Raw genomic sequence first — 20,638 nt, 5'->3', positions numbered from 1 at the left:
CGTCCCACGTTGGTCCCCGATCCGGTTGCTCCAGGGCTGCAGGGTGGCAGCGCGTTCTACATTTCCTCTGCACCGGCGAGCTGCAGACCCTCCACGCCTGCCCCCTGCCTGCTGCGGAACCAGTCGATCGTGGCGGTGAGTCCGCGTTCGGTCGTGAACCGGGCGCTCCAGCCGAGCCCTTCGCGCGCCTTAGTCGTGTCGGGCCGGCGGATCGACGGGTCGTCCGTGGGGCGCTCCACGTGCGCGATGGCGGAGGTGGAGCCGGTGAGCTCCCGGATCCACTCGGCGAGCCGGAGGACGGAAATCTCCTCCTGGTTGCCGAGGTTGACCGGTCCCGCCAGCTCCGACTCCGTCATCCGGACGATGCCGTCGACCAGGTCGGGGACGTAGCAGAGCGAGCGCGTCTGCGAACCGTCACCGGCCACGGTGAGCGGCTGCCCGGCGAGCGCCTGGCGGATGAAGGTGGGCACGGCGCGGCCGTCGTGGGAGCGCATCCTCGGCCCGTACGTGTTGAAGATGCGGACGATGCCGGTGTCGACGCCGTACGTACGGCGGTACGCCATCGTGATCGCCTCGGCGTACCGCTTGGCCTCGTCGTACACCGAACGCGGCCCGACCGGGTTGACGTTGCCCCAGTAGCTCTCCGGCTGCGGATGCACCAGCGGGTCGCCGTACGTCTCCGAGGTGGAGGCCAGGACGAACCGCGCACCCTTCTCCCGGGCCAGGTCCAGCAGGTGCCGGGTGCCCTCCGAGCCCACCCGCAGAGTTTCCAGGGGCAGTTGGAGGTAGTCGACCGGGGACGCGGGCGAGGCGAGGTTGAGTACGGCGTGCACCGGGCCCTCCACCGCCGGTATCCCCGCCGTCACATCGGCCTCCACCAGCCGGAACGCTTCGCCCACCAGATGGGCCACGTTCTCCGGGGAGCCCGTGACGAAATTGTCGATGCACAGGACGCGCCAGCCGTCCGCGAGCAGCCTTTCGCACAGATGCGAGCCGAGAAATCCCGCTCCGCCGGCCACCACCGCTGTTCTCGCCATCTTTTTCTCTCCCGTTCATCGGAATCATCGCACGGAACATCCTTGTGGATTTGACCGCAACGGGTCGGCTCCTGCAAGCGTGGGTATTTCACCGGAGTCCGGCCCATGAGTTCCTCATGTGCGAGGTGAGATCTTCACGTCCGGCGGGCGGATGGCTTCCTCATGCGTAATCGGTGAGCCCGGCACTACCGGACCGGGCGGGAATTCCTGAGACTCAAGGGGTCAACAGCGGTTCCTATCCGAGGGGAAGTTCACCGTGTCGCAGAACAGCATCACCACCGAGAACATCGAAGAGCTGATCGCGAAGAACATCGCGGAGCGGTTCGCCGACGACCACGAGGTGCTCGGGCTCTCGCAGCACTTCCGCCGCGAGGGGTACGTCAAGCTCCCCGGCCTCGTCTCGCCGGAGGTCTTCGACGCGGTCGCCCGGGAGACCCACGAGCTGATCGACACCCACCAGAAGCGCATCGACATCCGCCTCAAGGAGACCGGCGACTCGCCGCGCTACATGTCCACGGTCGGCCAGAAGGCCATCGCCACGGACGGCTCGCTGATCCCGGCCGTCTACGAGTCCGCCGCGCTCAAGGACTTCCTCTCCCGGCTGGCCAAGGAGGAGGTCATGGGCTGCCCGTGGGACGAGGAGAAGTACATCATCACCCGCCAGCACCAGAAGGGTGACACCCACGGCTGGCACTGGGGCGACTTCAGCTTCACCGTCATCTGGCTGATCGAGGCCCCGTCGCTGGAGTACGGCGGCATGCTCCAGTGCATCCCGCACACCGACTGGAACAAGGACGACCCGCGCGTCCAGGAGTACCTGCAGAAGCACCCGATCCGCAGCTACGGCCACGCCAAGGGCGAGCTGTACCTGCTGCGTTCGGACACCACGCTGCACCGCACGGTCCCGCTGAACGCGGACAAGACCCGCATCATCCTCAACACCTGCTGGGCCAGCCGTGCGGACCAGCAGAAGGCGGCCACGCACGAGACGATGAACGCGATGTTCGACTGATCCGGACGGACCTTTATCCGGGCGCGAGCAGAAGGACGACGGACGATGGCCAGGATGCCTGCCACGCTTTCCATCACCGCGATGGTGCCCTGTTTCAACGAGGAGGAATGCATAGAGCAGGCATACCTGCGTATCAAGGAGGAGGTGTATCCGTACGGGGACGCCGAAATCCTTTTCATCGACGACGGCAGTACGGATGCGACCCTCCCCATCATCAAGCGGCTCGCCGCCGGTGACCCGCGCGTCAGCTACATCTCCTTCGCCCGCAATTTCGGGCTCGAATCGGCTTTCACCGCCGGATTCTCGTACGCGTCGAAGGAATGGACCGTCCAGCTCGACGCCGATCTGCAGTCACCGCCCCCCGAGATCCACAAACTCACCCGGCGGGCCGTCGAAGGGGGGTACGACGCGGTGTTCGCGGTTCGTACCGGCCGGCAGGACCCCTGGTACCGCCGGCTCGGCACGGTCGGTCACCAGGCCATCGCCACCCGGATCCTCGGCATCGAACTGCCGGTCCACGCCTCGGTGTTCCGGGTGGTGCGCACCTCGGTGGCCCGCAAGGTCGCCGCCTGCAAGGTCAGCACCCCGTACTTCCTGGCGACCCTCCCGCTGATCGGCGCGCGGTACACCACGGTGGAGACGGCCCACTCACCGCGCGCCGCCGGGGTGGCCAAGTGGTCGCTGGCGAAGCTGTTCCGGCACGCCGCCGACCTCTTCGTCGGCTTCTCCTACCGGCCGCTCGCCCTGATCTACCTCGCCGCGCTCGCCGCGGCGGCGGCCGCCGTGGCGCTGACGGCGGCCGGCAGCGGGGTCCGGCCACTGGCGCTGGCCTCGGTGCTGCTGCACACGGCGGGGCTCGGCGCGCTGGCCCTGCTGGCCCGCTACCTGGTGCGCGTCATGCGCGGCAGCGCCGGACTGCCCCGCTACCAGATCCGGGAGGCCAACGTGCCCGTACGGCCGCAGGACTACCTCTACGCCGACCCGCACGCCGGATCGCCCACCGACCCGCACCCCCATCCAGAGAAGACCACCGGCCGGGCGGCGCCCGCGTCGCTGCTCCAGACAGGGAACCTGCCATGACCAAGCCTCACATCCTCGTGCTGGGCGGCGGCGAGGACCAGCTGCCCGCCTACCACGCGGCGCGCCGACTCGGTTACGGAGTCGTCGGCGTCGACCAGCGTCCGCACGCGCTCGGCGCATCGGCCGCCGACCTGTTCCTCTGCATGACCACCAGGGCCCCGGAGCGGATCGCCGCCATGGTCGGCCACCTCGACATCGCCGCGGTCATCTCCCCGGCGAGCGACGCCGCCCAGGAGTCGGTGGCCGAGCTGAGCCGGCTGCTGGACACCCCGTACCAGCCGGCGCCGGACGCGGTGCGCGCCTCGGTCGACAAGGGGTACTTCCACGAGGTGCTGGAGCGGCTCGGGCTGCCGACGTACGCCTACGTCCAGTCCGCCGACCCGGTGGAGCTGCGCCTCGCCGCCGCCGCACTGCCGATGCCGGTGATCGTGAAGCCGAGCGACTCCTCCGGCAGCAAGGGCGTCCAGGTCGTCGCCGACCAGGCCGCACTGCCGGCGGCCGTCGCCGAAGCCTGTACGTACTCCTTCTCCGGCGAGGTGATCGTCGAGGAGATGCTGCTCGGCCGGCACCTCTCCGCCGAGGCGTTCCTCCGTGACGCCAAGCTGGCGACCATCGCGGTCACCGAGCGCTCCACCACCGGCGCGCCCCACATGATCACGACCGGGCACACGGTCCCGGCCGAGCTGGCGCCGGTCACCGAGATCGCGCTGCGCTCCATGGTGATGGACATCTGCGGCGCGCTCGGCCACACGGACGGACCGGTCAACTTCGACTTCGTGGTCGACCGCACCGAGGAGATCCGCTTCATCGAGATGGGCGCCCGGCTCGGCGGCAACGGTATGCCGCTCCTCGTCCGGCACGCGTACGGCATCGACACCTATGAGGCCGCGCTCCGCCTGGCGCTCGGCCTTCCCTTCGACCTCCAGGCCCGCCACGACAAGAAGACGGCCCTGCAGATCCTGTCCACCGACACCGACGGCACCCTGCGCACCATCGAGGGCGCCGACGCGGTCCGCGCGCTGCCGCAGACCGCCGAGCTGCGCATCTTCCCGACCCCCGGGGCCCGGGTCCGGCGCTACACCCAGGCCGGACACAAGCTCGGCTACCTCCTGCTGGTCGCCGACACCTACGCAGAGCTCCGCGAGGCGCAGGCCAGGGCCAGGTCCCTCCTCCGCTTCGGCGTCGAACCCGACGCACCCGGCAACGCCACCACCGCACCCGGCAACGCCGCCATCGCGCCCGCCACCGCCCCCATCCGCACCGATCTGCTTACGGAGAAGCGTTGACCACGCTCCGGCGCCATGCGCCCTTCCTCATCCTGGCCTCACTCGCCCTCGTCTTCGCGTCCGTCGTCTGGTTCGTGATGCCGCACGACCGCGAGGTCAAGAGCCTCGGCGTCATGCTCTTCAAGCTGGTGCCGTTCGTCCTCGCCACCGAGGCGCTCGCCCAACTCGACCCGGAGTGGGCGCAGAAGCTCCGGCTGCACCTCTTCGCGCCGCTCTGCTTCATGCTCTACTTCCTCTACTTCGTGCCGAAGATCTTCTTCCACGCGGAGAACCATCCCGAGCTCTACTACTACGTCCTGACGCTCACGCCGTTCCTGATCCTGACCTTCCTCTTCTGCTTCCGGATCGGCGGCGGCGCCGCGCAACTGGTGCGCCGGCTCGGCTACGCGATGCTCCTGATCATGCTCTCCGGCCTGGAGGACCTCGCGTACCTCACGATCAACGACCACACCGACCCGCAGTGGCAGACCATCCCCGAAGTGTGGACCTGGGCCTCGCACATGACGGTCCGGCTCGGCCACCCGGCCAGCAAGCACGAGGCGTTCGCCATGATCATCACCCATGTCGTGGTCGCACTCTTCGTGCTGTTCGCCCCGACCCGCTGGTTCAGCGCGCTCGGCCGCGTCGTCCCGCGCCGCCGCTCGGCCGTGTCCGGCACGGCCGCCTGACGGGCCCTACGGAGTCAAGGGGAGTTGGACGCGATGTTCCTCCGAGAGGCCTGGTACGTGCCCGTCACGTACGCCCGGCAGTACGGGTCCCGGCGCGCGCTGCGCCGGCGCCAGCTCGCCCAGCTGAACCGGATGCTGGCGCACGCCCGCGCCCGGGTCCCGTACTACCGCGCGCACCCCGCCTACCGCACCGGCCCGCTCCGCTCGCTCGCCGAGGTGGCGCGGCTGCCGGTCATCGACAAGGAGGTCCTGCGGGGCCGGCCCGTGGCGGAGCTCCTCGCGGACGGCGCCGACCCCGGTGCCCTGCCGATCTTCCGCACCAGCGGCTCCACCGGGCGGCGGGTCACCGTCGTCCACGACCACCGCAGCCACGACTACCACCTCGCCTCCTGCGTACGCCGGTTCCTGGCCACCGGCCGCTACCGGCCCACCGACCGGCTCTCGCACATCCGGCCGTTCGCCCCGCCCGCGCGCGGCTACCAGAAGGCCGGGCTGTTCCGCCGCCATGTGCTGCTCACCGACCGGCCGATGGACGAGATCACGGCCGAGCTGCTCGCCGCCCGGCCGCAGGTCATCATCGGCTACCCGGTCCATCTGCGGTCGCTGCTCCGGGCGTTGGGCCCGGCCGAACTCGCCGCTCTGCGCTCCACGCTGAAGCTGGTGATGACGGAGTCCGAGCTGCTCGTCCCGGAGCACCGGGCGCTGCTGGAGCGGGAGTTCGGGGTGCCGGTGCACGACGAGTACTCGGCGTTCGAGGTGCTCAACATCGCGTACGAGTGCGTCCACCAGCGGGCGCACCTCGCGGAGGACCGGCTGCTCGTGGAGATCCTCGGGCCGGACGGGCGGCCGGTGCCGGACGGAGGTGAAGGGCGGGTGGTGGTGACCGCGTTCATGGAGCGCGCGATGCCGCTGATCCGCTACGACCTGGGTGACGTGGGCCGGATCGAGACCGAACCGTGCCCGTGCGGCCGGCGCCTCAGGACCCTGCGGCTGACGGCGGGCCGCGTCAACGACGCCGTATCCCTGCCGAACGGGCGCCAGTTGTACCCGGACACCTTCCTGCACCTGGCCGCGACCTTTCCCGGTATCGCGGAGTGCGGTGTGGTGCAGGACCGGGAGGGAGCGGTACGGCTGACCGTCGTACCGGACGGAGAGCCGTCCCCGGCCGCGTGGGACGAGCTGACCGCCGGGGTGCGGGAGCGGCTGCTCGCCGTGGCGGGCTGCGGCTTCCCGCTGGAGGTCGTGCGGGCGGAGAGCATCGAGATCACGGCGGGCGGCAAGGGGCGGTTCGTCACCTCGGACGCGGTGGCGCCGGGCGCTCCGGGGGCGGCCGTCGATCCGGCCCGCACCGCACCGGCATGACCGGGACGTCCGGCGGGCCGAGCCGGGTCCCCGCACCGGACCGGGCCCCCACCGCCATCCCCGCCCGCCCCGACCGCCGCCCCACCGCACGGTCGCTGGCCTCGCTGCTCGCCGGGCGCACCGCCTTCCGGCTGGCGCTGCTCGGCGCCAACGCGGTCCTGCTGGCGAGCTGGGGCGAGGCCGGGTACGAACCGTACGCCGCCGCCATGGGCACCGCCCAGGTGCTCACCACCCTCACCACGCTCGGCATCGAGAAGTCCGCACTCAAACTCGTCCCCAGAGCCCTGCGCACCGGACCCCAGCTCATCACCGTCCTCCTGGCCGCCGCGCTGCTGCTCGCCGGAGCGGCCGTGCTCTGGCTGGCCGGCACGGCGCTCTTCGTCCGGCCCGGCGGCGGCTCCACGGTCGCGCTGGGCCTGCTCGCCGGTCTCTACGCCGCGCTCCTCGGGCTGAACACCGTCCTGGTCGGCCTCTGCCGGGCCCTGGACCGCAACCGCGCCGACGTCCTGAACTTCGCGGCGCTGTCGCTGGTCATCGCCGCCGGCGCCGGCGGAGCGGGCCTGCTCGGCTGGGGCCCGGTGGCCTTCACCGGCTGGATCCTCGGCGGCACCGCGCTGCTGAACCTGGCCCAGCTGCCCGCCCTGTACCGGGCCACCGGCCGACCGGTGCGCGGCGGGGTCGTACGGCCCGTGATGACCACCTCCGCGCTGATGGCCTGCGGCGACATCGCGGCCTCCGGCACGGTGAGCGTGCTCTTCGTGCTGCTCGGCGCCTCCCGGCACCACGAGCAGACCGGCCACCTGTATCTGATGATCCTCGCCTCGTCGGTGCTGCTCAACGGCTTCGGCTATCTGCTGCGGCTCTTCCAGCCGCACGTGTCCCTCACCCTCCGGTCGGTGGATCCCGCCTCGCTGGACCGCCGCGTGGTCCGGCGGCTGCTGCCGGTCGCGGCCGTGGGAGCGGTGTGGAGCGCGGGAAGCCTGTGGCTGGCGTGGTCGGCGCAGCAGTCCGGGCTCGTCGCGCCACCGGTCGCCGTCCTGCTGCTGTACGTGCTCGGCGTGCCGCTCGTCTTCACCGTCGGCAGCCTCAACTACCTGCTGGAGAACGCCACTCCGCACACCTTGCGGGCCACCGCCGTGAGCGCGCTGGGCGGCCTGCTCTGCGCGGTCCTGTCCGGCCTGGTCCTCGTGCCGGCGCTCGGCGCCCTGGGTGCGGTCACCGCGCTCACGGCCGGCGAGGTGGCCCACGCCGTGCTCGCCCGCCTCCTGCTCCGAAGCCGCACCTTCCGCAGCCCGCCTCTCCGCGGCCGCGCCCCGAAGACCCGTACGACGACCCCGCCCATCACGCGGCCCACCGTGCCGACCGACCTTGGAGCACCACGATGACCCAGCCTCCGTCGCGCCCCGCGGAACCGCCCGCCTGGCGTGGCATCGTCTACCCGCTGCTGATCTCCGCCGCCGCCGTCGGCGTGCTCGTCGCCGCGCTCGCGTTCGGCCTCGGCGCGCCGGAACCCGGTGGTACGGGAGGTGCCGGAGGCGGGCCGCCCGCCGAGGGCCCGCATGTCGCCGAGACCGTGCTCCGGGTCGTCCTCGCGCTCGCCGCGGTGGCCGCCGCCGCCACGGCGGGCGGCCTGCTGGCCCGCAAGCTCGGTCAGCCGCCGGTCATCGGCGAGATCGCCACCGGCCTGCTGCTCGGCCCGTCGTTCCTGGCCGGGATCTTCCCCGGCTCCACCGAGCTGTTCTATCCGGAAGCGGCCAAACCGCTGCTCGGCGTGCTGGCGCAGGTCGGGCTGATCCTCTTCATGTTCGCCGTCGGCTCCGAGTTCGACGCCTCCCAGGTGCGGCGCAGCGGGCGGGTGGTCGGCGCGGTCAGCCAAGGCAGCATGATCATTCCGTTCGTGCTGGGCGTGCTCTCCGCTGCGCTGGTCTACCGGGAGTTCGCCGGCGGCGGCATCGGCTTCGTCCCGTTCGCGATCTTCCTCGGTACGGCGATGAGCATCACCGCCTTCCCGGTCCTGGCCCGGATCGTCCAGGAGTCGGGCCTGTCCCGCCATCCGCTGGGCACCATGGCCATGACCTGCGCGGCCGCCTGCGATGTGATCGCCTGGTGCGCCCTGGCCACGGCCATGGCGGTGGCGACGGCCGGCAGCGTCTGGGGCGCGGGCGGGACCGTGCTGCTCGCGGCCGCGTTCGCCGCCGTCGTCCTGATCGCCGGCCGTCCGCTGGTGCGCGCCGCCGACCGCTGGGCGGACCGTACGCAGGTGTCGTCCGCCGTCCGGCTGCTCGCGCTGCTGGTGCTCGCCTTCTCGCTGGCCTGGGTCACCGATCTGATGGGCGTCCACTCGATCTTCGGCGCCTTCCTGGCCGGGATGCTGGTCCCGCACCGCCCGGGCACCGCGCTCACCGCCGTACAGACGCGCCTGGACTCCGTGAACCGCCGGCTGCTGCTGCCACTGTTCTTCGTCTCCGTCGGGATGACCGTGGACCTCACCCAGGTGACCGGCCACGCGGGCCTGCTGCTGGCCGGGACCGTCGCGGTCGTCACCGCCGTGGTCGGCAAGCTCGCCGGGACCGCCGTCACCGCCCGTACGGCCGGACTGCCCTGGCGGATGTCGCTCGGGCTCGGCGTGCTGCTGAACGCGCGGGGCGTCACCGAGATCGTCGTGCTCCGCGCCGGACTGGACGCCGGGCTCATCAACCAGAACGCCTTCACCGTGCTCGTCGTGATGGCGGTGCTGACCACGGTCATGACCGGCCCGGCGCTGCGCCTGCTGAAACTCTCGCACCCGGCCGCCGACGACCCCGTACCGACGCCCGGCGCAACGGCCTTGGTCAAGAAGACTCCCGCCCAGGAAAAGGAAATGGAACCGGCATGAACCTCGCCCCTCCCGCCCCCGTCTCCCTCGTCACCGGAGGCGCCGGCTTCATCGGATCGCACGTGGCCCGCGAACTGCTCGCCGCGGGCCACCGCGTCATCGTCCTCGACGACCTCAGCGGCGGCGAGCGCGCCAACGTCCCCGAGGCCGCCGAGTTCCGGCACGGCAGCGTCTGCGACCCCGAGGTGGTCGATGCCGTCTTCGCCGCCCACCGCGTCGACTACGTCTTCCACCTCGCCGCGTACGCCGCAGAGGGGCTCAGCCACTTCATCAAGCGGTTCAACTACATGAACAACGTGGTCGGCAGCGTCAACCTCATCAACGCCGCCGTCAACGCGGGCACGGTCCGGTGCTTCGTCTTCACCTCGTCGATCGCGGTCTACGGCGCCAACCAACTCCCCATGAGCGAGGACCTGGTGCCCGCTCCGGAGGACCCCTACGGCATCGCGAAGTTCTCCGTCGAACAGGAACTCCGCGTCACCCACGAGATGTTCGGCATGCCGTACATCGTCTTCCGGCCGCACAACGTCTACGGCGAGTACCAGAACATCGGCGACCGCTACCGCAACGTCATCGGCATCTTCATGAACCAGGCCCTGCGCGGCGAGGCGTTCACGGTCTTCGGAGACGGCGAACAGACCCGCGCCTTCAGCTACATCAAGGACGTGGCGCCCTCCATCGCCCGGTCCGTGGAGATCCCGGACGCGTACAACGAGGTCTTCAACATCGGCGGCGACCACGTCTACAGCGTCAACCGCATCGCGGCCGCCGTCTGCGACGCGATGGGTGTGGAGCTGCGCGTCGACCACCTGCCAGAGCGCAACGAGGTACGGGACGCCTACGCCACCCACGAGAAGGCCCGCAAGGTCCTGGCCACCGGCGACCGGCACATCGGCCTGGAGGAAGGGATCGGCCGGATGGCCGCCTGGGTCAAGGAGGTCGGCCCGCAGGAGCCGTCGGTCTTCTCCGGCATCGAAGTGGTGCGCAACCTCCCGCCGTCCTGGCGGGCCGCGCTGGAGGAGCGCCGGGCGATCTGAGAGGACGCGGAGGTACGGGGGCGGGCGCGGGTGGCCCGCCCCCGTACCTCCGGTTCAGCTTGCGGGAGCCTCCACCTTCACGATCCGGATCTTGCCGTTGGCCTCCGGCGCGATGGAGCGCACCGCCTCGGCCCGCACGTCGAACCCGGGAACCGCCTCCCGCACGGCCGCCGCGATCCGCTCGGTGACGGCCGGGCCGGAGCCCGCCGCGAGGACCACGCGTACCGTCACCTGACCCGGCCGCTCCTGCACCAGCTGCATCCGGGACACCTCCGCGAAGTCCTGCACCGCGTACGTCAGGAAGTCGGCGTAGAACTCCCGCCCGTCCAGGCCCCGGAACCGGTCCTGGCTGCGGCCCTGCACCCGCAGCACCACCGGCGTGTGGCGCCCGCAGCCGCAGTCGGCCGGGCCCACGGCCACCCGGTCGCCGAGCCGGTAGCGGATCAGCGGCATCGCCTCGCTGTGCAGCCGGGTCACCAGGATCTCGCCCTCCACCTCGCGCGTGCCGTCGGCCGGCACGACCGAACCGTCGTCCTGCTCCAGCTCCACCACCACGTCCGCCGCCCGCAGATGCAGCGCGCCGAGCCGGCAGGTGCGGGCGATCGTGAACACCTCCACGGACGCGTACACCTCGTCGCAGCGCGCCCCGAGATGGCCGAGCACCCGGGCCCGCGCGGTCGGCGTCAGCCGCTCGCCGCCGAACAGCACCCGCCGCGCGGCCCCGTACCGTACGCCTCGCCGCTCCAGCTCCTCCACCACGGAGGCGATCACATGCGGGAAGCCGACGAGGAAGGTCGGCCGGGCCGCGAGGAACGCCGCGACCTGGTCGTCGAGCGTGGTGCTGGTGTCGATGTGGAACGTACGCAGCAGCCCGAACCGCTCCAGCGGGTGGCGCAGGAACGGCGTGACCCGGAAGTAGGCCATCCGGTCCCACGGCCGCAGTCCCGAGGCCAGCATGTCGTAGAGGTACGAGGCCCGCAGATAGCCGAGGTCGTGCTCGGAGTTGCGGATGGTGATCGGGATGCCGGACGAGCCGCTGGTGGTGCCCGCCTTGGTGTTCGCCGTGGTGAAACCGGCCGCGAGCAGCTCCTCGGGAGCCCGGTCGTGGAACTCGGCGCGGTCCAGCGTGGGCAGCGACGGCAGGTCCTCCGGACCCCGGAAGGCGGCCGCGGTCTCCGGTGCGACCAGCTCGCGGTAGCGCGGCACGTCCGCCTGCGCGTGCCGGACCAACTCCACCAGCAGGCGCCGCCGTTCGGCGTCGAGCCGCTCCGGCGAGGCGCGTTCCAGCCGGTGGGTCCGGACCAGGTTGCGCAGGACGGGCACGAGCCGCATGACGGGTGCCAGGGCTGAGTTCACGGTGTTCTCCCGAGGATCGGTACGCCGTGCCGGGGGCAGGCGGCGGGAACGAAGGAGCCGGCGCCCTCCGGGCGGACGTGGACGAGCGTGGGGCGGCGCCGGCGCAGCAGCGTCAGCACGGTCGCGCCGTCGAGCAGCCGGGCGTGGACGCGGTCGGCGCTGAGGTGGAGTTCGCCGCAGTCGGCGGGGACACCGCCGAGGTGGCCGAGCCACGGCTCGTACCAGAGGGATCCGGGCGCGGGACGGGTCCGGGCGGCGGCCGCCAGGGTGACGCGCTCGACGGTCGCGGCACCGGTACCTCGCAGTTGGCCGGCGTCACCGACGACCAGCGCGTCGCGGCCCGGTCCGCGACGGTGTCCCGCGTCACCGGCCACCAGCGCGTCGCCGCCCGGTCCGTGATCTCCGGTGCCGTACCGCTGGAGGACGTGCGGCAGCGCGTCCGCCGTGGAGGCGAGCAGCACGCGCCAGTCGGTGCCGTACGCGCGCACGGGCTCGCGCAGCGCGGTGGAGACCTCGTACACCTCCCGGCCGCCGGTCCGGTGGCCGGCGGTCCGCAGGGCGTCGCGCAGCTCGGCGAGGTGCTCGCCGGCCGGCCGGCCGGGGTCGCGGCGCGCGAGCAGCGAGGAGCCGAGCGGCATCAGCAGGTGGCGCCGGTGCTCGGCCTCGTCGCGGGTGAGCGGCGGCAGGCTTCCGGTCGCCGCGTACCGCTCCCGGTAGTGCGGGACCGTTGCGACGGCTCGGCGCACGGCACGGGTGTAGCGCGCGTGGCGCTGTGGGCCGCGCATGTCAGCAGAGAGTGTTCTGGTCGTGGACGAGCAGCCAGTTCCCGTCGGTGCGGGCGAAGACCAGGCTGAGGAGGTAGCGCAGCGCGTACGGCTTCCCGTCCTCGTCCAGGTCGCGGTAGTGGACGTCGAGCACCGCGACGGCGGTGTCCTGGTGCACCACCGTCCGGACCGCCTCGGTCTCCATCGTCCAGTCGGGGTCCGCGAACCAGCCCTGGTGGAAGGCGCGGACGGCCTCGGCGCCCGTCACCGTCCTCCCGTGCGGCAGGATGACCGTCGCCTCGTCGTGGACGGTGGCCATGTAGCCGGCCAGGTCGCGGGCGTGGACGGCCGCCAGGTGGCGGTCGAGTGCGGTGGTGAAGTCCATGGGTCTGCTTTCGGTGATGGTGGTGGACACGTGGGTGGGCGTGGGCGCGGGCGCGAGGCCGTCAGAAGCGGAGGTCTTGGGCGCGGAGGCCGTCAGAAGGGGACGGCGACCGCGTGGCGCGGGACGGCCGTGGCGCCGAAGGATTCCTTCAGCTCCCGCATACCGGGGCCGAGTTGGACGGCGGGCACGCCGGTGGCGATCAGCCGGTCGATCTCCCGGAGGTACAGGTCGAGATAGAGGTCCCGGCCGCCGTCGGAGCCGGTCACCGTGGTCAGCCAGCCGTCCGGCGCGTCCAGGACCAGATCGAAGGAGACCGGTCGGCCGGAGCTCTTCTCGCGGTGCGCGAAGTACGAGGCGCCGGGCGACCGGTTGAGCCGGTCGAAGTAGGCGGGCAGCAGCGGTACGACACCGCTCGGCCGGGCGGCGTGCTTCATCCGGGTCAGCTGGTCCAGCCGGCTGGCGTGCACCGGGTCGATCGCGGCCACCGCCGACTCCACGACCAGCTCCGGATCGGCGCCGACCCGTGCGTGCAGCGCTGACAGCCGACGCCTGCGGCCCCGGGGCAGCTCCGCGAAGTACGCGTCCATGCTCGGCCAGCGGTTGTGCAGGACGGTGTTGGGCGCGGTGGCCCGCCGCAGCCTCGACAGCCCTTCGAGGTGCGGGAGTTCGTGCTCCTCGGCATCGAGGTGGACGACTCCGAGGCAGCGCGGGCCCAGCCGCCGCCGGAGCGCCCGCTCGAAGGCGCGGGTGGCGGCCCGGCGTCCGGCGGTGTCCAGGCCGGGGGCGTACAGGCGGCCCGCGCTGAAGCTGTTGGGCAGGTGGACCTGGAACCAGCCCGGCACGGCCGCTCGCCCGGCCGGCCGGAACCGCTGCGCCACCGGCCGGATCCCGAGCCGGCCGCAGAACGCCGCGACCGGCTCACCGGCCTCCCGGACCAGCCCGCCGAAGAGCGGCCGCAGGCTGCCCCAGGCGGCCGCCTCCAGCAGCTCCGCCTCCCAGAGCACGCAGGCGCGGTGCTCGCGTACGAAGGAGTTCCAGCCGTCGGGTGCGGGCCCGCCGCCAGGAGTGAAGAGTTCAGCGCGCACGGCTCGGGGCCTCCTGGAGGTCGGGGACGCGGAGGGCGGCGGACCCGGCGGGCAGCTCGACGCACAGGGGCCGTTCGCCGCGGTCGCGGTAGGCCTCCAGCGCGTCGGCGAGGACGGCGGGCCCGAAGACATCGGCGAGGGTGTCGAGCCGGGGCCCGTGCTCGGTGCCGAACAGCGCCCCGTAGATCTCCCGGAACTCCGCCCGCGTGCGCCCGGAGCGCGGAGCGCCGGGGCCGGTGTGCGTGCGGAGTCGGCTGATGAGCGGGTCGAGCGTGCGGTCGGCGGGGGTCTGGGGGTCGGCCGGGGTCTGGGGGGCAGCCGAGACCTGAGGGCCGGCAGAGGCCTGAGGGCTGACTGAGGCCTGAAAGTCAGCCGGGACCTGAGGTTCGGCCGGGACCTGAGAGTCAGCCAGGACCTGAGGGTCGGCCGGCCAGTAGCGGTCGCGGCCGTGGGTCGTGAGCCAGGTGAGCGCGTGGCCGATCCGCTCCGCCAGCAGCGGTTCGTCGGCGCGCGGGTGGCTGGCCGCGAGGTGCCGCCGCGCCGCCTCGGGCGCGCAGCCGTGTGCGTACAGCGCTCCCAGGACCGTACGCATCCGGGGCAGCGTCCCGTACCCGTCCGGCTCCTCGTCCGTCAGCAGCTCCCACAGCACACGGTCCCGGGCCCGCTCCGGATCCGGCCCGTCTCCGGACGCGGACCGCGCGAACCGGTCGAACTCCTCGTACGCGCCCAGGAACGCGGCCGGACCGAAGCCCAGCCGCAGATCGGCGAGGCAGTCGCGGCGGGCGTACAGCCACAGCACCAGCGGCACCGGATGGACGGCGAGCAGATCGCGTACGTACGGACCACCGCCGCGCGACCCGGAGATCTTGCCGCTGCCGTGCTCGGCGCGGACCAGCCCGTACGGGACGATGACCGGCTGCGGGAAGCCGAGGTAGCGCTCGTACACCGGCAGCGTCCGGTCCATGGTGCTGCCCGCGCTGACATGGTCCTGGCCCGCCGGTTCGCAGTCGATGGACTCGTGCGCGACGCGCAGCGTCCAGTCCAGCGCCCAGGACGGCTTGACGTCCGCCGGGTCGCGGGCGGTCAGCTCGGCGCCGCAGGACAGGCAGCGGTAGCGCGCGGCTCGCCGGTCCAGGCGGTGGATCTCGGTGGTGTTGCGGCCGCACTGCAGGCAGTAGACGGCGAAGAGGTCGCGCCCGTCGCCCTTGCCGAGCAGCGCCGCGAGCCGGTCCGCGTCGCGCTGGTAGCGGCGCTGGACCGTCCGGTACGCACCGGCCCGGTACCGCTCGTACTGGTAGTGGGTCTGCCAGTCGCCGCCCGGCGGTGTCCGGCCGTCCTCGTCGGCCTCCGGCGGCAGGATGCCCATGGCCCGCAGCTCGGCGAGGTAGGTGCGGCAGATCCGGGCGGTGCGCTCCCGGTGCTCGCCGAGCGGCCGCCCGCCGTGGCCCGCCAGCTCCGGGTCCCGGGCGGCCTGGCCGGTCCGTACGGGGTCGTAGTCGTCGAAGCTGAGCAGGATCGCGGAACGGCGGCCCATCCGGCGCAGCGCCCGGTGCACCAGGTGCGCGCAGACGGTGTCCCGGAAGTTCCCGACGTGGAAGTAGCCGCTCGGCGACATGCTGGTCTGGATCAGGACGCGGTGGTGCGGAGGGTGGCGGTCGGCGAGCCGGCGCGCGTACTCCAGGGCCCAGTGCCCGGTGTACGGGTCCTGTGCGTGCGGGTCATCGACGCGTGGGCGCTGCTCGCGCGCACGTGGTCTCCTTGGCATGGCGGGAGTACAGCGCGCGTTCCGATAAACGACCTATACGAGGCCGTATGCGCGGGCGGTGAGGAGCTCACAGCCAGCCGTTCTCCTTGGCCGTGCGCAGGGCGTCGATGCGGTTGCGGGCGCCGAGCTTGTTCACGATCGTCGTGAGGTAGTTGCGAACCGTTCCCACCGACAGGTTCGTGGCGGTGGCGATCTGCCCGGTCTCCGCGCCCGCCGCGACCAGTCCCAGCACCTCCACCTCCCGCCGGGTCAGCGGGTTGTCGCCGATCTCCCAGGCGGACATGGCCAGTTCGGGATCGATGACCCGGCGGCCCGCACCCACCCGGCGTACGCCCTCCACCAGCTCGTCCGGTGACGCGTGCTTCGGCAGGAAGCCGCTCACCTGCGCGTCCAGTGCCCGCCAGAGCTGGCCGGGCAGCGCGACGCCGGTGAGGATCAGCGTCCGGCAGCCGGGGACCTGGTCCCGCAGCAGACCGGCGGCGGTGATGCCGTCCAGGCCGGGCATGTCGATGTCGAGCACCGCCGTGTCCGCCTCCGTCCGGATCACCGCCGGTACGACGTCGCTACCGCTCGCGACCTGGGCGACCACCTCCATGTCCGGTTCCAGCTCCAGGAGCGCGGCCAGCGCCACCCGGATCATGTGCATGTCCTCGGCCAGCACGATCCTCTGCATGGGTCCCCCCGTTGTCCGTCCGGGCCCGGTCCTCCGACGAGGTGCCTCCGGCGGTTCCGGCGCCTTGTGTACCACCGGGGAGGGGGCCACCGGTGGGGCTCGTATAGCCGAGTGATAGCGGCGCCGGTGAAGCTCTGCCACCACCGGAGGACCGGACGCAGAGGGGGGCGACATGGTGCGGGGACTGTCCGTACTGTCCGCACGGACCACGGAGAAGGCCACGGAGAAGGCCAGGGAGAGGGCCAGGGAGAGGGCCGTGGAGAGGGCCAGGGAGAGGACGACGGACGAAGGAGCGACGGCCGACCCCATCCAACGTCGCGTCGTCGTACGGGAACGGCTCCGCTTCGCCCGCGATCTGCACGACCTGCTCGGTCCGAGGCTCCTGGCGATCACGCTCCAGTGCGAGCTGGCGCTGCGGCTGATGGACCGCACGCCCGAGACGGCCCGGAACCGGCTCGCCGAGGCGCTCCGCGGGATGCGGGAGATCCAGGAGGAGGCCCGGCGGGTGGCGCACGGCTACCACTGCCTCTCGCTCGACACGGAGATCGAGTCCGTCCGGTGCCTGCTGGAGGCGGCCGGTGTCCGCACCGAGGCGCGGCCGGCGGGCGCACCGCTGCCTCCACCGCTCCAGACGGTCCTGGCCACGACGGTGCGGGAGGCCGCCGCCAACGTGCTGCGGCACAGCCGCGCCCGCGGCTGCCGGGTGGCGGTGGAGACACCGCCGGGCGAGGTGGTGCTGACGGTCTCCAACGACGGGGTCCGGACTTCTGGCCGGCCGGACGGCGGGGGCAGTGCCATGGGCCGGCCGAGCCCGCCCGCCGTCGCCGGGGACCTCGCCGTCAGAGGGCCGGGGCTGGGGCTGTGCAGCCTCGGCGAACGGATCGCCGCCGCCGGAGGCCGGCTGACCCACGGCCCGTATCCTTCCGGTCACTACACGCTGGAGGCCCGCTTCCCGCTGCCCGGCCCCGCGCCGGACGGCTCGCGGGTCCCGCCCGCGTAGCGTCAGACCCCTGCCGAGCCAGCGCGAGAGAGGCCGCCCGTGTCCACCACCGCCCCGCCGCCACCGGACCCCGGAGCCGCCGAGCGCGCCGCGGCCCTGCTCACCGCTCCCGGCGCTCCCTTCGCGGTGGTGCGGGGCGAGCGCGGCACGCTGGAGTACGCCGACGGCCCGCGCACGCTCCGGGAGTTCGTGGAGACGACCTGGGCCTACGGTGACGCGCCTTTCCTGATCGCCGGTGAACGCCGTTGGTCGTACGGGGAGTTCTTCGCGGCCGCGTCCGCACTGGCCGTCCGGCTGGCCGATCGGTACGGGCTGCGCCCCGGCGGCCGGGCCGTGATCGCGATGCGGAACCACCCGGAGTGGCAGGTCGCCTTCTGGGCCGCCCAGCTGGCCGGGCTCATCGCCGTACCGCTCAACTCCTGGTGGACGGAGGAGGAGTTCACGTACGCGCTGGACGACTGCGAGCCCGGCGTGCTGCTCGTCGACGGCGAGCGGCTGGACCGGGTCGCGGGATGGGCCCGGCGGACCGGGACGCGCGTGATGCTCTTCCGTTCCGACCGAGGCGCGGGCCAACTCCCCGACGGCATAAGCGTCGAGCGGTACGAGGACCTCCCCGAGCCCGATCCGCTGGCCGCGCCGCCGGACGTGGAGCCCCGGCCCGAGGACGACGCCACGATCCTCTACACCTCCGGCACCACGGGCCGCCCCAAGGGCGCGGTGGCCACGCACCTGGCCCAGGCCGGAGCCGCGCTCAACCCCCGCTACCAGGCGGCCTTTTCGGCGCTCGGGCGAGGCGCGATCCCCGGCATGGGCCCGGCCCCGGTCTCGCTGATGACGTTCCCGTTCTTCCACGTCGCCGCCTTCACGAGCTTCTACGGCGTGATGGCGGCGGGCGGCACGCTCGTCCTGATGGAGAGGTGGGACGCCGACGAGGCCCTCCGGCTCATCCGCGCCCACGGCGTCACGCACGTCGCGGGTGTGCCGACGACGGCCCTCCAACTGCTGGACGCCGCCGAGCGCACCGGCGACGAGCTGACGACCCTGACCCTGTTCAGCACCGGCGGCGCCCCGGCCCCGCCCGCTCTGGTCGCCCGCCTCACCGCCCGGTACGGCGAACGCGTCGAGCCGCGCAACGGCTACGGCCTGACCGAGACCAGCGGCGGCGTCCTCGCGAACATCGGCGCAGAGTACCGCGCCGACCCGGCCGCCGTCGGCCGCCCGACGCCCGTCACCGAGACCCGGATCGCGGGAGAGACGGGAGAGACGGGAGAGACGGGTCGGGAGGTGCAGGAGGTGCAGGAGCTGCCCCAGGGGCAGGTGGGGGAGCTGTGGCTGCGCGGGCAGTCGCTGTTCCGCGGCTACTGGCGCGACCCGGCCGCGACCGAGCAGGCGTTCCGGGACGGCTGGTTCCGTACGGGAGACCTCGCCGTGCGGCGCGGGGGGCGCATCGCGGTCGTCGACCGGCTGACCGACCTGGTGATCCGGGGTGGCGAGAACGTGTACTGCGTCGAGGTCGAGGGCGTCCTGCACGATCACCCGGACGTGGCCGACGCCGCCGTCCTCGGACTCCCGCACGCGGTGCTGGGCGAGGAGGTCGTGGCCGTCGTGCGGCTGCGTACCGGAGCCGGGGCCACCGCCGACACCCTGCGCGACCACGTCGGCCGCTCCCTCGCCCGGTTCAAGGTGCCGGCCCGGGTGCTGTTCACCGAGGAGTCGCTCCCGCGCAACGCCACCGGCAAGCTCCTCAAGAGCGGGCTCCGTGACCGGTTCCCGGCCGGGGACCGGTCCCCGGCCCGGGCGGAGGACACCGGCGCGGACCCGGCCCTGGACCAGGCTCACGCACCGCTCACGGCCGAGTGATCCGGATCCGGTAGTTCCCGTTCCCGTCCTCGTCCAGCACGGATATCCGTACGCCGTTGGCCCGGTCGGTGAACGTCTGGCCGGGGCGGAACGGCGCGTCCGACAGCTCCGCGTGCACATTGGGGCGGCGCGTGCAGCCGCCGCTGTCCTGGGTGGCGTCGGCGACGGAGACCGGTCCCTGACCGGTGTCCACGTCCGAGCTGACCTTGTAGATCAGCACGCCGGGCCGGCACACCGCCTCGTCGTTGCCCGCCGCCGTACGGACCTCCACCGCGTAGCCGGACTGGGCGCTCAGCGGGACGAAGGCCAGCTTGGTGCCGCCCTCGGTGGCCAGCGGGCCGAGCGTGTGGTCGCTGGTGCCGGTCTGCGAGGCGCAGCTGATCTGCTCGTTGTCGAGCCAGCCGAGCTTCCACTTGTGCCAGCCCAGGAAGTCGTTGTTGGCGCCCCAGTCCTCGGACATGATGTCCCAGTGGCCCACCGAGCCGCCGCCCTCCATCGTGTAGAGGTCGGGCAGGCCGAAGACGTGGCCGTTCTCGTGCGGCAGGACGCGGTAGCCGGTCTGCTCGAAGGACCCCGAGCCGTCGTCCTGGCGGCTGTAGACGAAGGACGTGTTGGCCAGTGGCACGCCGTCCGCCTCCGGGGCGTCGGTGTTGCCGGAGAAGGTCACCGAGAGCACGGTGTCCAGGGCCGAGGGGCCGGCGTTCGGCGTGACGAGGACGTTGACCAGGTCGTACGCCGAGAAGTCCACCTTCGGGTCGGCGACCGCCACCAGGTCCTCGACCAGCTGCCGGTATCCCGGTTCGAACGGTGAGCCGCGCTCTATCCCGTACTCCGCGAACGGCAGCGGCATCCGCAGCCACTCCTGGACGGGGGCCTCGGGGCGGTAGTCGAGACGGCCGTAGGAGCTGGTGGTGAACCAGTCGGAGGTCTGCGGGAAGAACTCGGCGAACCGGTCCGCCGCCGGTTCCCCCGCCTCCGCGTCCGGGAAGTCGATCATCAGGTTGAGCGCCCTGACCTCGCCGGTGGAGCGGGCGTAGCCGGGCGGGGTCGGCATGCCGAGCGACATCTGCACGCCCATGGTCGTGGCGATCCGGCAGGGGGCGACCGCGGAGTCCTCTGCGGTGGCCGCCGGGCCCGCCGCGGCCCGTCCGGCGCCGGGGAGCGTGGTGCTCGCCGACGCCATGGCGGCTATGACCAGGGCCGTCGCTCCGGCGAGGGCGATGGGGCGGCGGTGACTGCGTATCCGGTGGCGGGGCTGCTGCATAGAGGCGCCTTCGGGGTCCGCGGCAGCCGGCCGACCCTGACTGCGCTCTGGCGATCAGCCTGTGCCGGGCTCTCCGGAGGCGCTCGCTGGGTGCGCCGATCGGAGGGTTTTCGCCGCCGGGTGGTGTGA

General features: G+C 72.6%; 18 protein-coding genes. 10 read left to right on the top strand and 8 right to left on the bottom strand.

Features of this window, described 5'->3' with window-relative positions; all coding sequences use genetic code 11:
* Positions 1 to 56 precede the first annotated feature (56 nt).
* Complete coding sequence (locus ACIRR8_RS25855) at positions 57 to 1,037, bottom strand: UDP-glucuronic acid decarboxylase family protein (RefSeq protein ID WP_404069174.1); 981 nt, start codon at positions 1,035 to 1,037, stop codon at positions 57 to 59.
* A 256-nt stretch (positions 1,038 to 1,293) separates the two neighbouring features.
* Here ACIRR8_RS25855 and ACIRR8_RS25850 point away from each other — a divergent pair, with 256 nt between their 5' ends.
* From ACIRR8_RS25850 to ACIRR8_RS25815, 8 genes are read left to right on the top strand one after another with little or no spacing between them, the layout of a single operon-like run.
* Positions 1,294 to 2,049, top strand: coding sequence for an ArpA protein (locus ACIRR8_RS25850; RefSeq protein ID WP_404069172.1), 756 nt, complete (start codon positions 1,294 to 1,296; stop codon positions 2,047 to 2,049).
* A gap of 54 nt (positions 2,050 to 2,103) precedes the next feature.
* Positions 2,104 to 3,129 (top strand): glycosyltransferase family 2 protein, encoded by a 1,026-nt coding sequence (locus tag ACIRR8_RS25845; protein WP_404069170.1) that lies wholly within the window; start codon positions 2,104 to 2,106, stop codon positions 3,127 to 3,129.
* Entirely contained in the window at positions 3,126 to 4,415 is a 1,290-nt protein-coding gene (locus tag ACIRR8_RS25840; RefSeq protein WP_404069168.1) for an ATP-grasp domain-containing protein, read from the top strand. The genes ACIRR8_RS25845 and ACIRR8_RS25840 overlap by 4 nt, the downstream gene beginning before the upstream one ends.
* The gene (locus ACIRR8_RS25835) at positions 4,412 to 5,083 is read left to right on the top strand and encodes a hypothetical protein (protein ID WP_404069166.1); all 672 of its coding nucleotides are present in this window, start codon (positions 4,412 to 4,414) and stop codon (positions 5,081 to 5,083) included. Before ACIRR8_RS25840 ends, ACIRR8_RS25835 begins: the two co-directional genes overlap by 4 nt.
* Before the next feature lie 33 nt (positions 5,084 to 5,116).
* On the top strand, positions 5,117 to 6,445 hold the full coding sequence (locus ACIRR8_RS25830; protein ID WP_404069164.1) for a phenylacetate--CoA ligase family protein: 1,329 nt from the start codon (positions 5,117 to 5,119) through the stop codon (positions 6,443 to 6,445).
* A complete protein-coding gene (locus ACIRR8_RS25825; protein ID WP_404069162.1) occupies positions 6,442 to 7,830 on the top strand; it encodes a hypothetical protein in 1,389 nt (462 codons plus the stop codon). Before ACIRR8_RS25830 ends, ACIRR8_RS25825 begins: the two co-directional genes overlap by 4 nt.
* Positions 7,827 to 9,320, top strand: a complete 1,494-nt coding sequence (locus tag ACIRR8_RS25820; RefSeq protein ID WP_404069160.1) for a cation:proton antiporter — start codon at positions 7,827 to 7,829, stop codon at positions 9,318 to 9,320. The genes ACIRR8_RS25825 and ACIRR8_RS25820 overlap by 4 nt, the downstream gene beginning before the upstream one ends.
* Positions 9,317 to 10,357 carry an NAD-dependent epimerase/dehydratase family protein gene (locus ACIRR8_RS25815; RefSeq protein WP_404069158.1) on the top strand — a complete coding sequence of 347 codons (1,041 nt, stop codon included), beginning with the start codon at positions 9,317 to 9,319 and terminating at the stop codon, positions 10,355 to 10,357. The genes ACIRR8_RS25820 and ACIRR8_RS25815 overlap by 4 nt, the downstream gene beginning before the upstream one ends.
* 54 nt (positions 10,358 to 10,411) lie before the next feature.
* On the opposite strand, the gene ACIRR8_RS25810 is transcribed toward ACIRR8_RS25815, so the two are convergent.
* The 6 genes from ACIRR8_RS25810 to ACIRR8_RS25785 all read right to left on the bottom strand — a co-directional run bounded on the left by ACIRR8_RS25810 (position 10,412) and on the right by ACIRR8_RS25785 (position 16,385).
* Complete coding sequence (locus tag ACIRR8_RS25810; RefSeq protein ID WP_404069156.1) at positions 10,412 to 11,713, bottom strand: phenylacetate--CoA ligase family protein; 1,302 nt, start codon at positions 11,711 to 11,713, stop codon at positions 10,412 to 10,414.
* Positions 11,710 to 12,498 (bottom strand): hypothetical protein, encoded by a 789-nt coding sequence (locus tag ACIRR8_RS25805; RefSeq protein ID WP_404069154.1) that lies wholly within the window; start codon positions 12,496 to 12,498, stop codon positions 11,710 to 11,712. The genes ACIRR8_RS25810 and ACIRR8_RS25805 overlap by 4 nt, the downstream gene beginning before the upstream one ends.
* A gap of 1 nt (position 12,499) precedes the next feature.
* Complete coding sequence (locus tag ACIRR8_RS25800) at positions 12,500 to 12,892, bottom strand: YybH family protein (protein ID WP_404069152.1); 393 nt, start codon at positions 12,890 to 12,892, stop codon at positions 12,500 to 12,502.
* Positions 12,893 to 12,954: 62 nt separating this feature from the next.
* The gene (locus ACIRR8_RS25795; RefSeq protein WP_404069150.1) at positions 12,955 to 13,947 is read right to left on the bottom strand and encodes a hypothetical protein; all 993 of its coding nucleotides are present in this window, start codon (positions 13,945 to 13,947) and stop codon (positions 12,955 to 12,957) included.
* Positions 13,937 to 15,712, bottom strand: a complete 1,776-nt coding sequence (locus ACIRR8_RS25790; protein WP_404069148.1) for a lysine--tRNA ligase — start codon at positions 15,710 to 15,712, stop codon at positions 13,937 to 13,939. Before ACIRR8_RS25790 ends, ACIRR8_RS25795 begins: the two co-directional genes overlap by 11 nt.
* 67 nt (positions 15,713 to 15,779) lie before the next feature.
* A complete protein-coding gene (locus ACIRR8_RS25785) occupies positions 15,780 to 16,385 on the bottom strand; it encodes a DNA-binding response regulator (protein ID WP_404069146.1) in 606 nt (201 codons plus the stop codon).
* A 256-nt stretch (positions 16,386 to 16,641) separates the two neighbouring features.
* Between ACIRR8_RS25785 and ACIRR8_RS25780 the strand changes: the two genes are divergently transcribed.
* Together ACIRR8_RS25780 and ACIRR8_RS25775 are read left to right on the top strand one after the other, a co-directional pair.
* A complete protein-coding gene (locus tag ACIRR8_RS25780) occupies positions 16,642 to 17,385 on the top strand; it encodes a sensor histidine kinase (RefSeq protein ID WP_404069144.1) in 744 nt (247 codons plus the stop codon).
* Positions 17,386 to 17,424: 39 nt separating this feature from the next.
* A complete protein-coding gene (locus tag ACIRR8_RS25775; RefSeq protein WP_404069142.1) occupies positions 17,425 to 19,245 on the top strand; it encodes a class I adenylate-forming enzyme family protein in 1,821 nt (606 codons plus the stop codon).
* Here the strand turns inward: ACIRR8_RS25775 and ACIRR8_RS25770 are convergent.
* A complete protein-coding gene (locus tag ACIRR8_RS25770; RefSeq protein WP_404069140.1) occupies positions 19,232 to 20,509 on the bottom strand; it encodes a M6 family metalloprotease domain-containing protein in 1,278 nt (425 codons plus the stop codon). The two genes, ACIRR8_RS25775 and ACIRR8_RS25770, sit on opposite strands and share 14 nt — an antisense overlap.
* Between the last annotated feature and the right edge of the window lie 129 nt (positions 20,510 to 20,638).

This window comes from Streptomyces sp. NPDC101178, assembly GCF_044767965.1.
GTDB lineage: Bacteria > Actinomycetota > Actinomycetes > Streptomycetales > Streptomycetaceae > Streptomyces.
This window is presented reverse-complemented; position numbering and strand designations above follow the sequence as displayed.

What these genes read in the sequence shown, in the direction of transcription:
- ACIRR8_RS25855 (WP_404069174.1), bottom strand. Translation starts at nt 1,037, where the DNA reads ATGGCGAGAACAGCGGTGGTGGCCGGCGGAGCGGGATTTCTCGGCTCG.
- ACIRR8_RS25845 (WP_404069170.1), top strand. Translation starts at nt 2,104, where the DNA reads ATGCCTGCCACGCTTTCCATCACCGCGATGGTGCCCTGTTTCAACGAG.
- ACIRR8_RS25840 (WP_404069168.1), top strand. Translation starts at nt 3,126, where the DNA reads ATGACCAAGCCTCACATCCTCGTGCTGGGCGGCGGCGAGGACCAGCTG.
- ACIRR8_RS25830 (WP_404069164.1), top strand. Translation starts at nt 5,117, where the DNA reads ATGTTCCTCCGAGAGGCCTGGTACGTGCCCGTCACGTACGCCCGGCAG.
- ACIRR8_RS25825 (WP_404069162.1), top strand. Translation starts at nt 6,442, where the DNA reads ATGACCGGGACGTCCGGCGGGCCGAGCCGGGTCCCCGCACCGGACCGG.
- ACIRR8_RS25820 (WP_404069160.1), top strand. Translation starts at nt 7,827, where the DNA reads ATGACCCAGCCTCCGTCGCGCCCCGCGGAACCGCCCGCCTGGCGTGGC.
- ACIRR8_RS25815 (WP_404069158.1), top strand. Translation starts at nt 9,317, where the DNA reads ATGAACCTCGCCCCTCCCGCCCCCGTCTCCCTCGTCACCGGAGGCGCC.
- ACIRR8_RS25805 (WP_404069154.1), bottom strand. Translation starts at nt 12,498, where the DNA reads ATGCGCGGCCCACAGCGCCACGCGCGCTACACCCGTGCCGTGCGCCGA.
- ACIRR8_RS25790 (WP_404069148.1), bottom strand. Translation starts at nt 15,712, where the DNA reads ATGCCAAGGAGACCACGTGCGCGCGAGCAGCGCCCACGCGTCGATGAC.
- ACIRR8_RS25785 (WP_404069146.1), bottom strand. Translation starts at nt 16,385, where the DNA reads ATGCAGAGGATCGTGCTGGCCGAGGACATGCACATGATCCGGGTGGCG.
- ACIRR8_RS25770 (WP_404069140.1), bottom strand. Translation starts at nt 20,509, where the DNA reads ATGCAGCAGCCCCGCCACCGGATACGCAGTCACCGCCGCCCCATCGCC.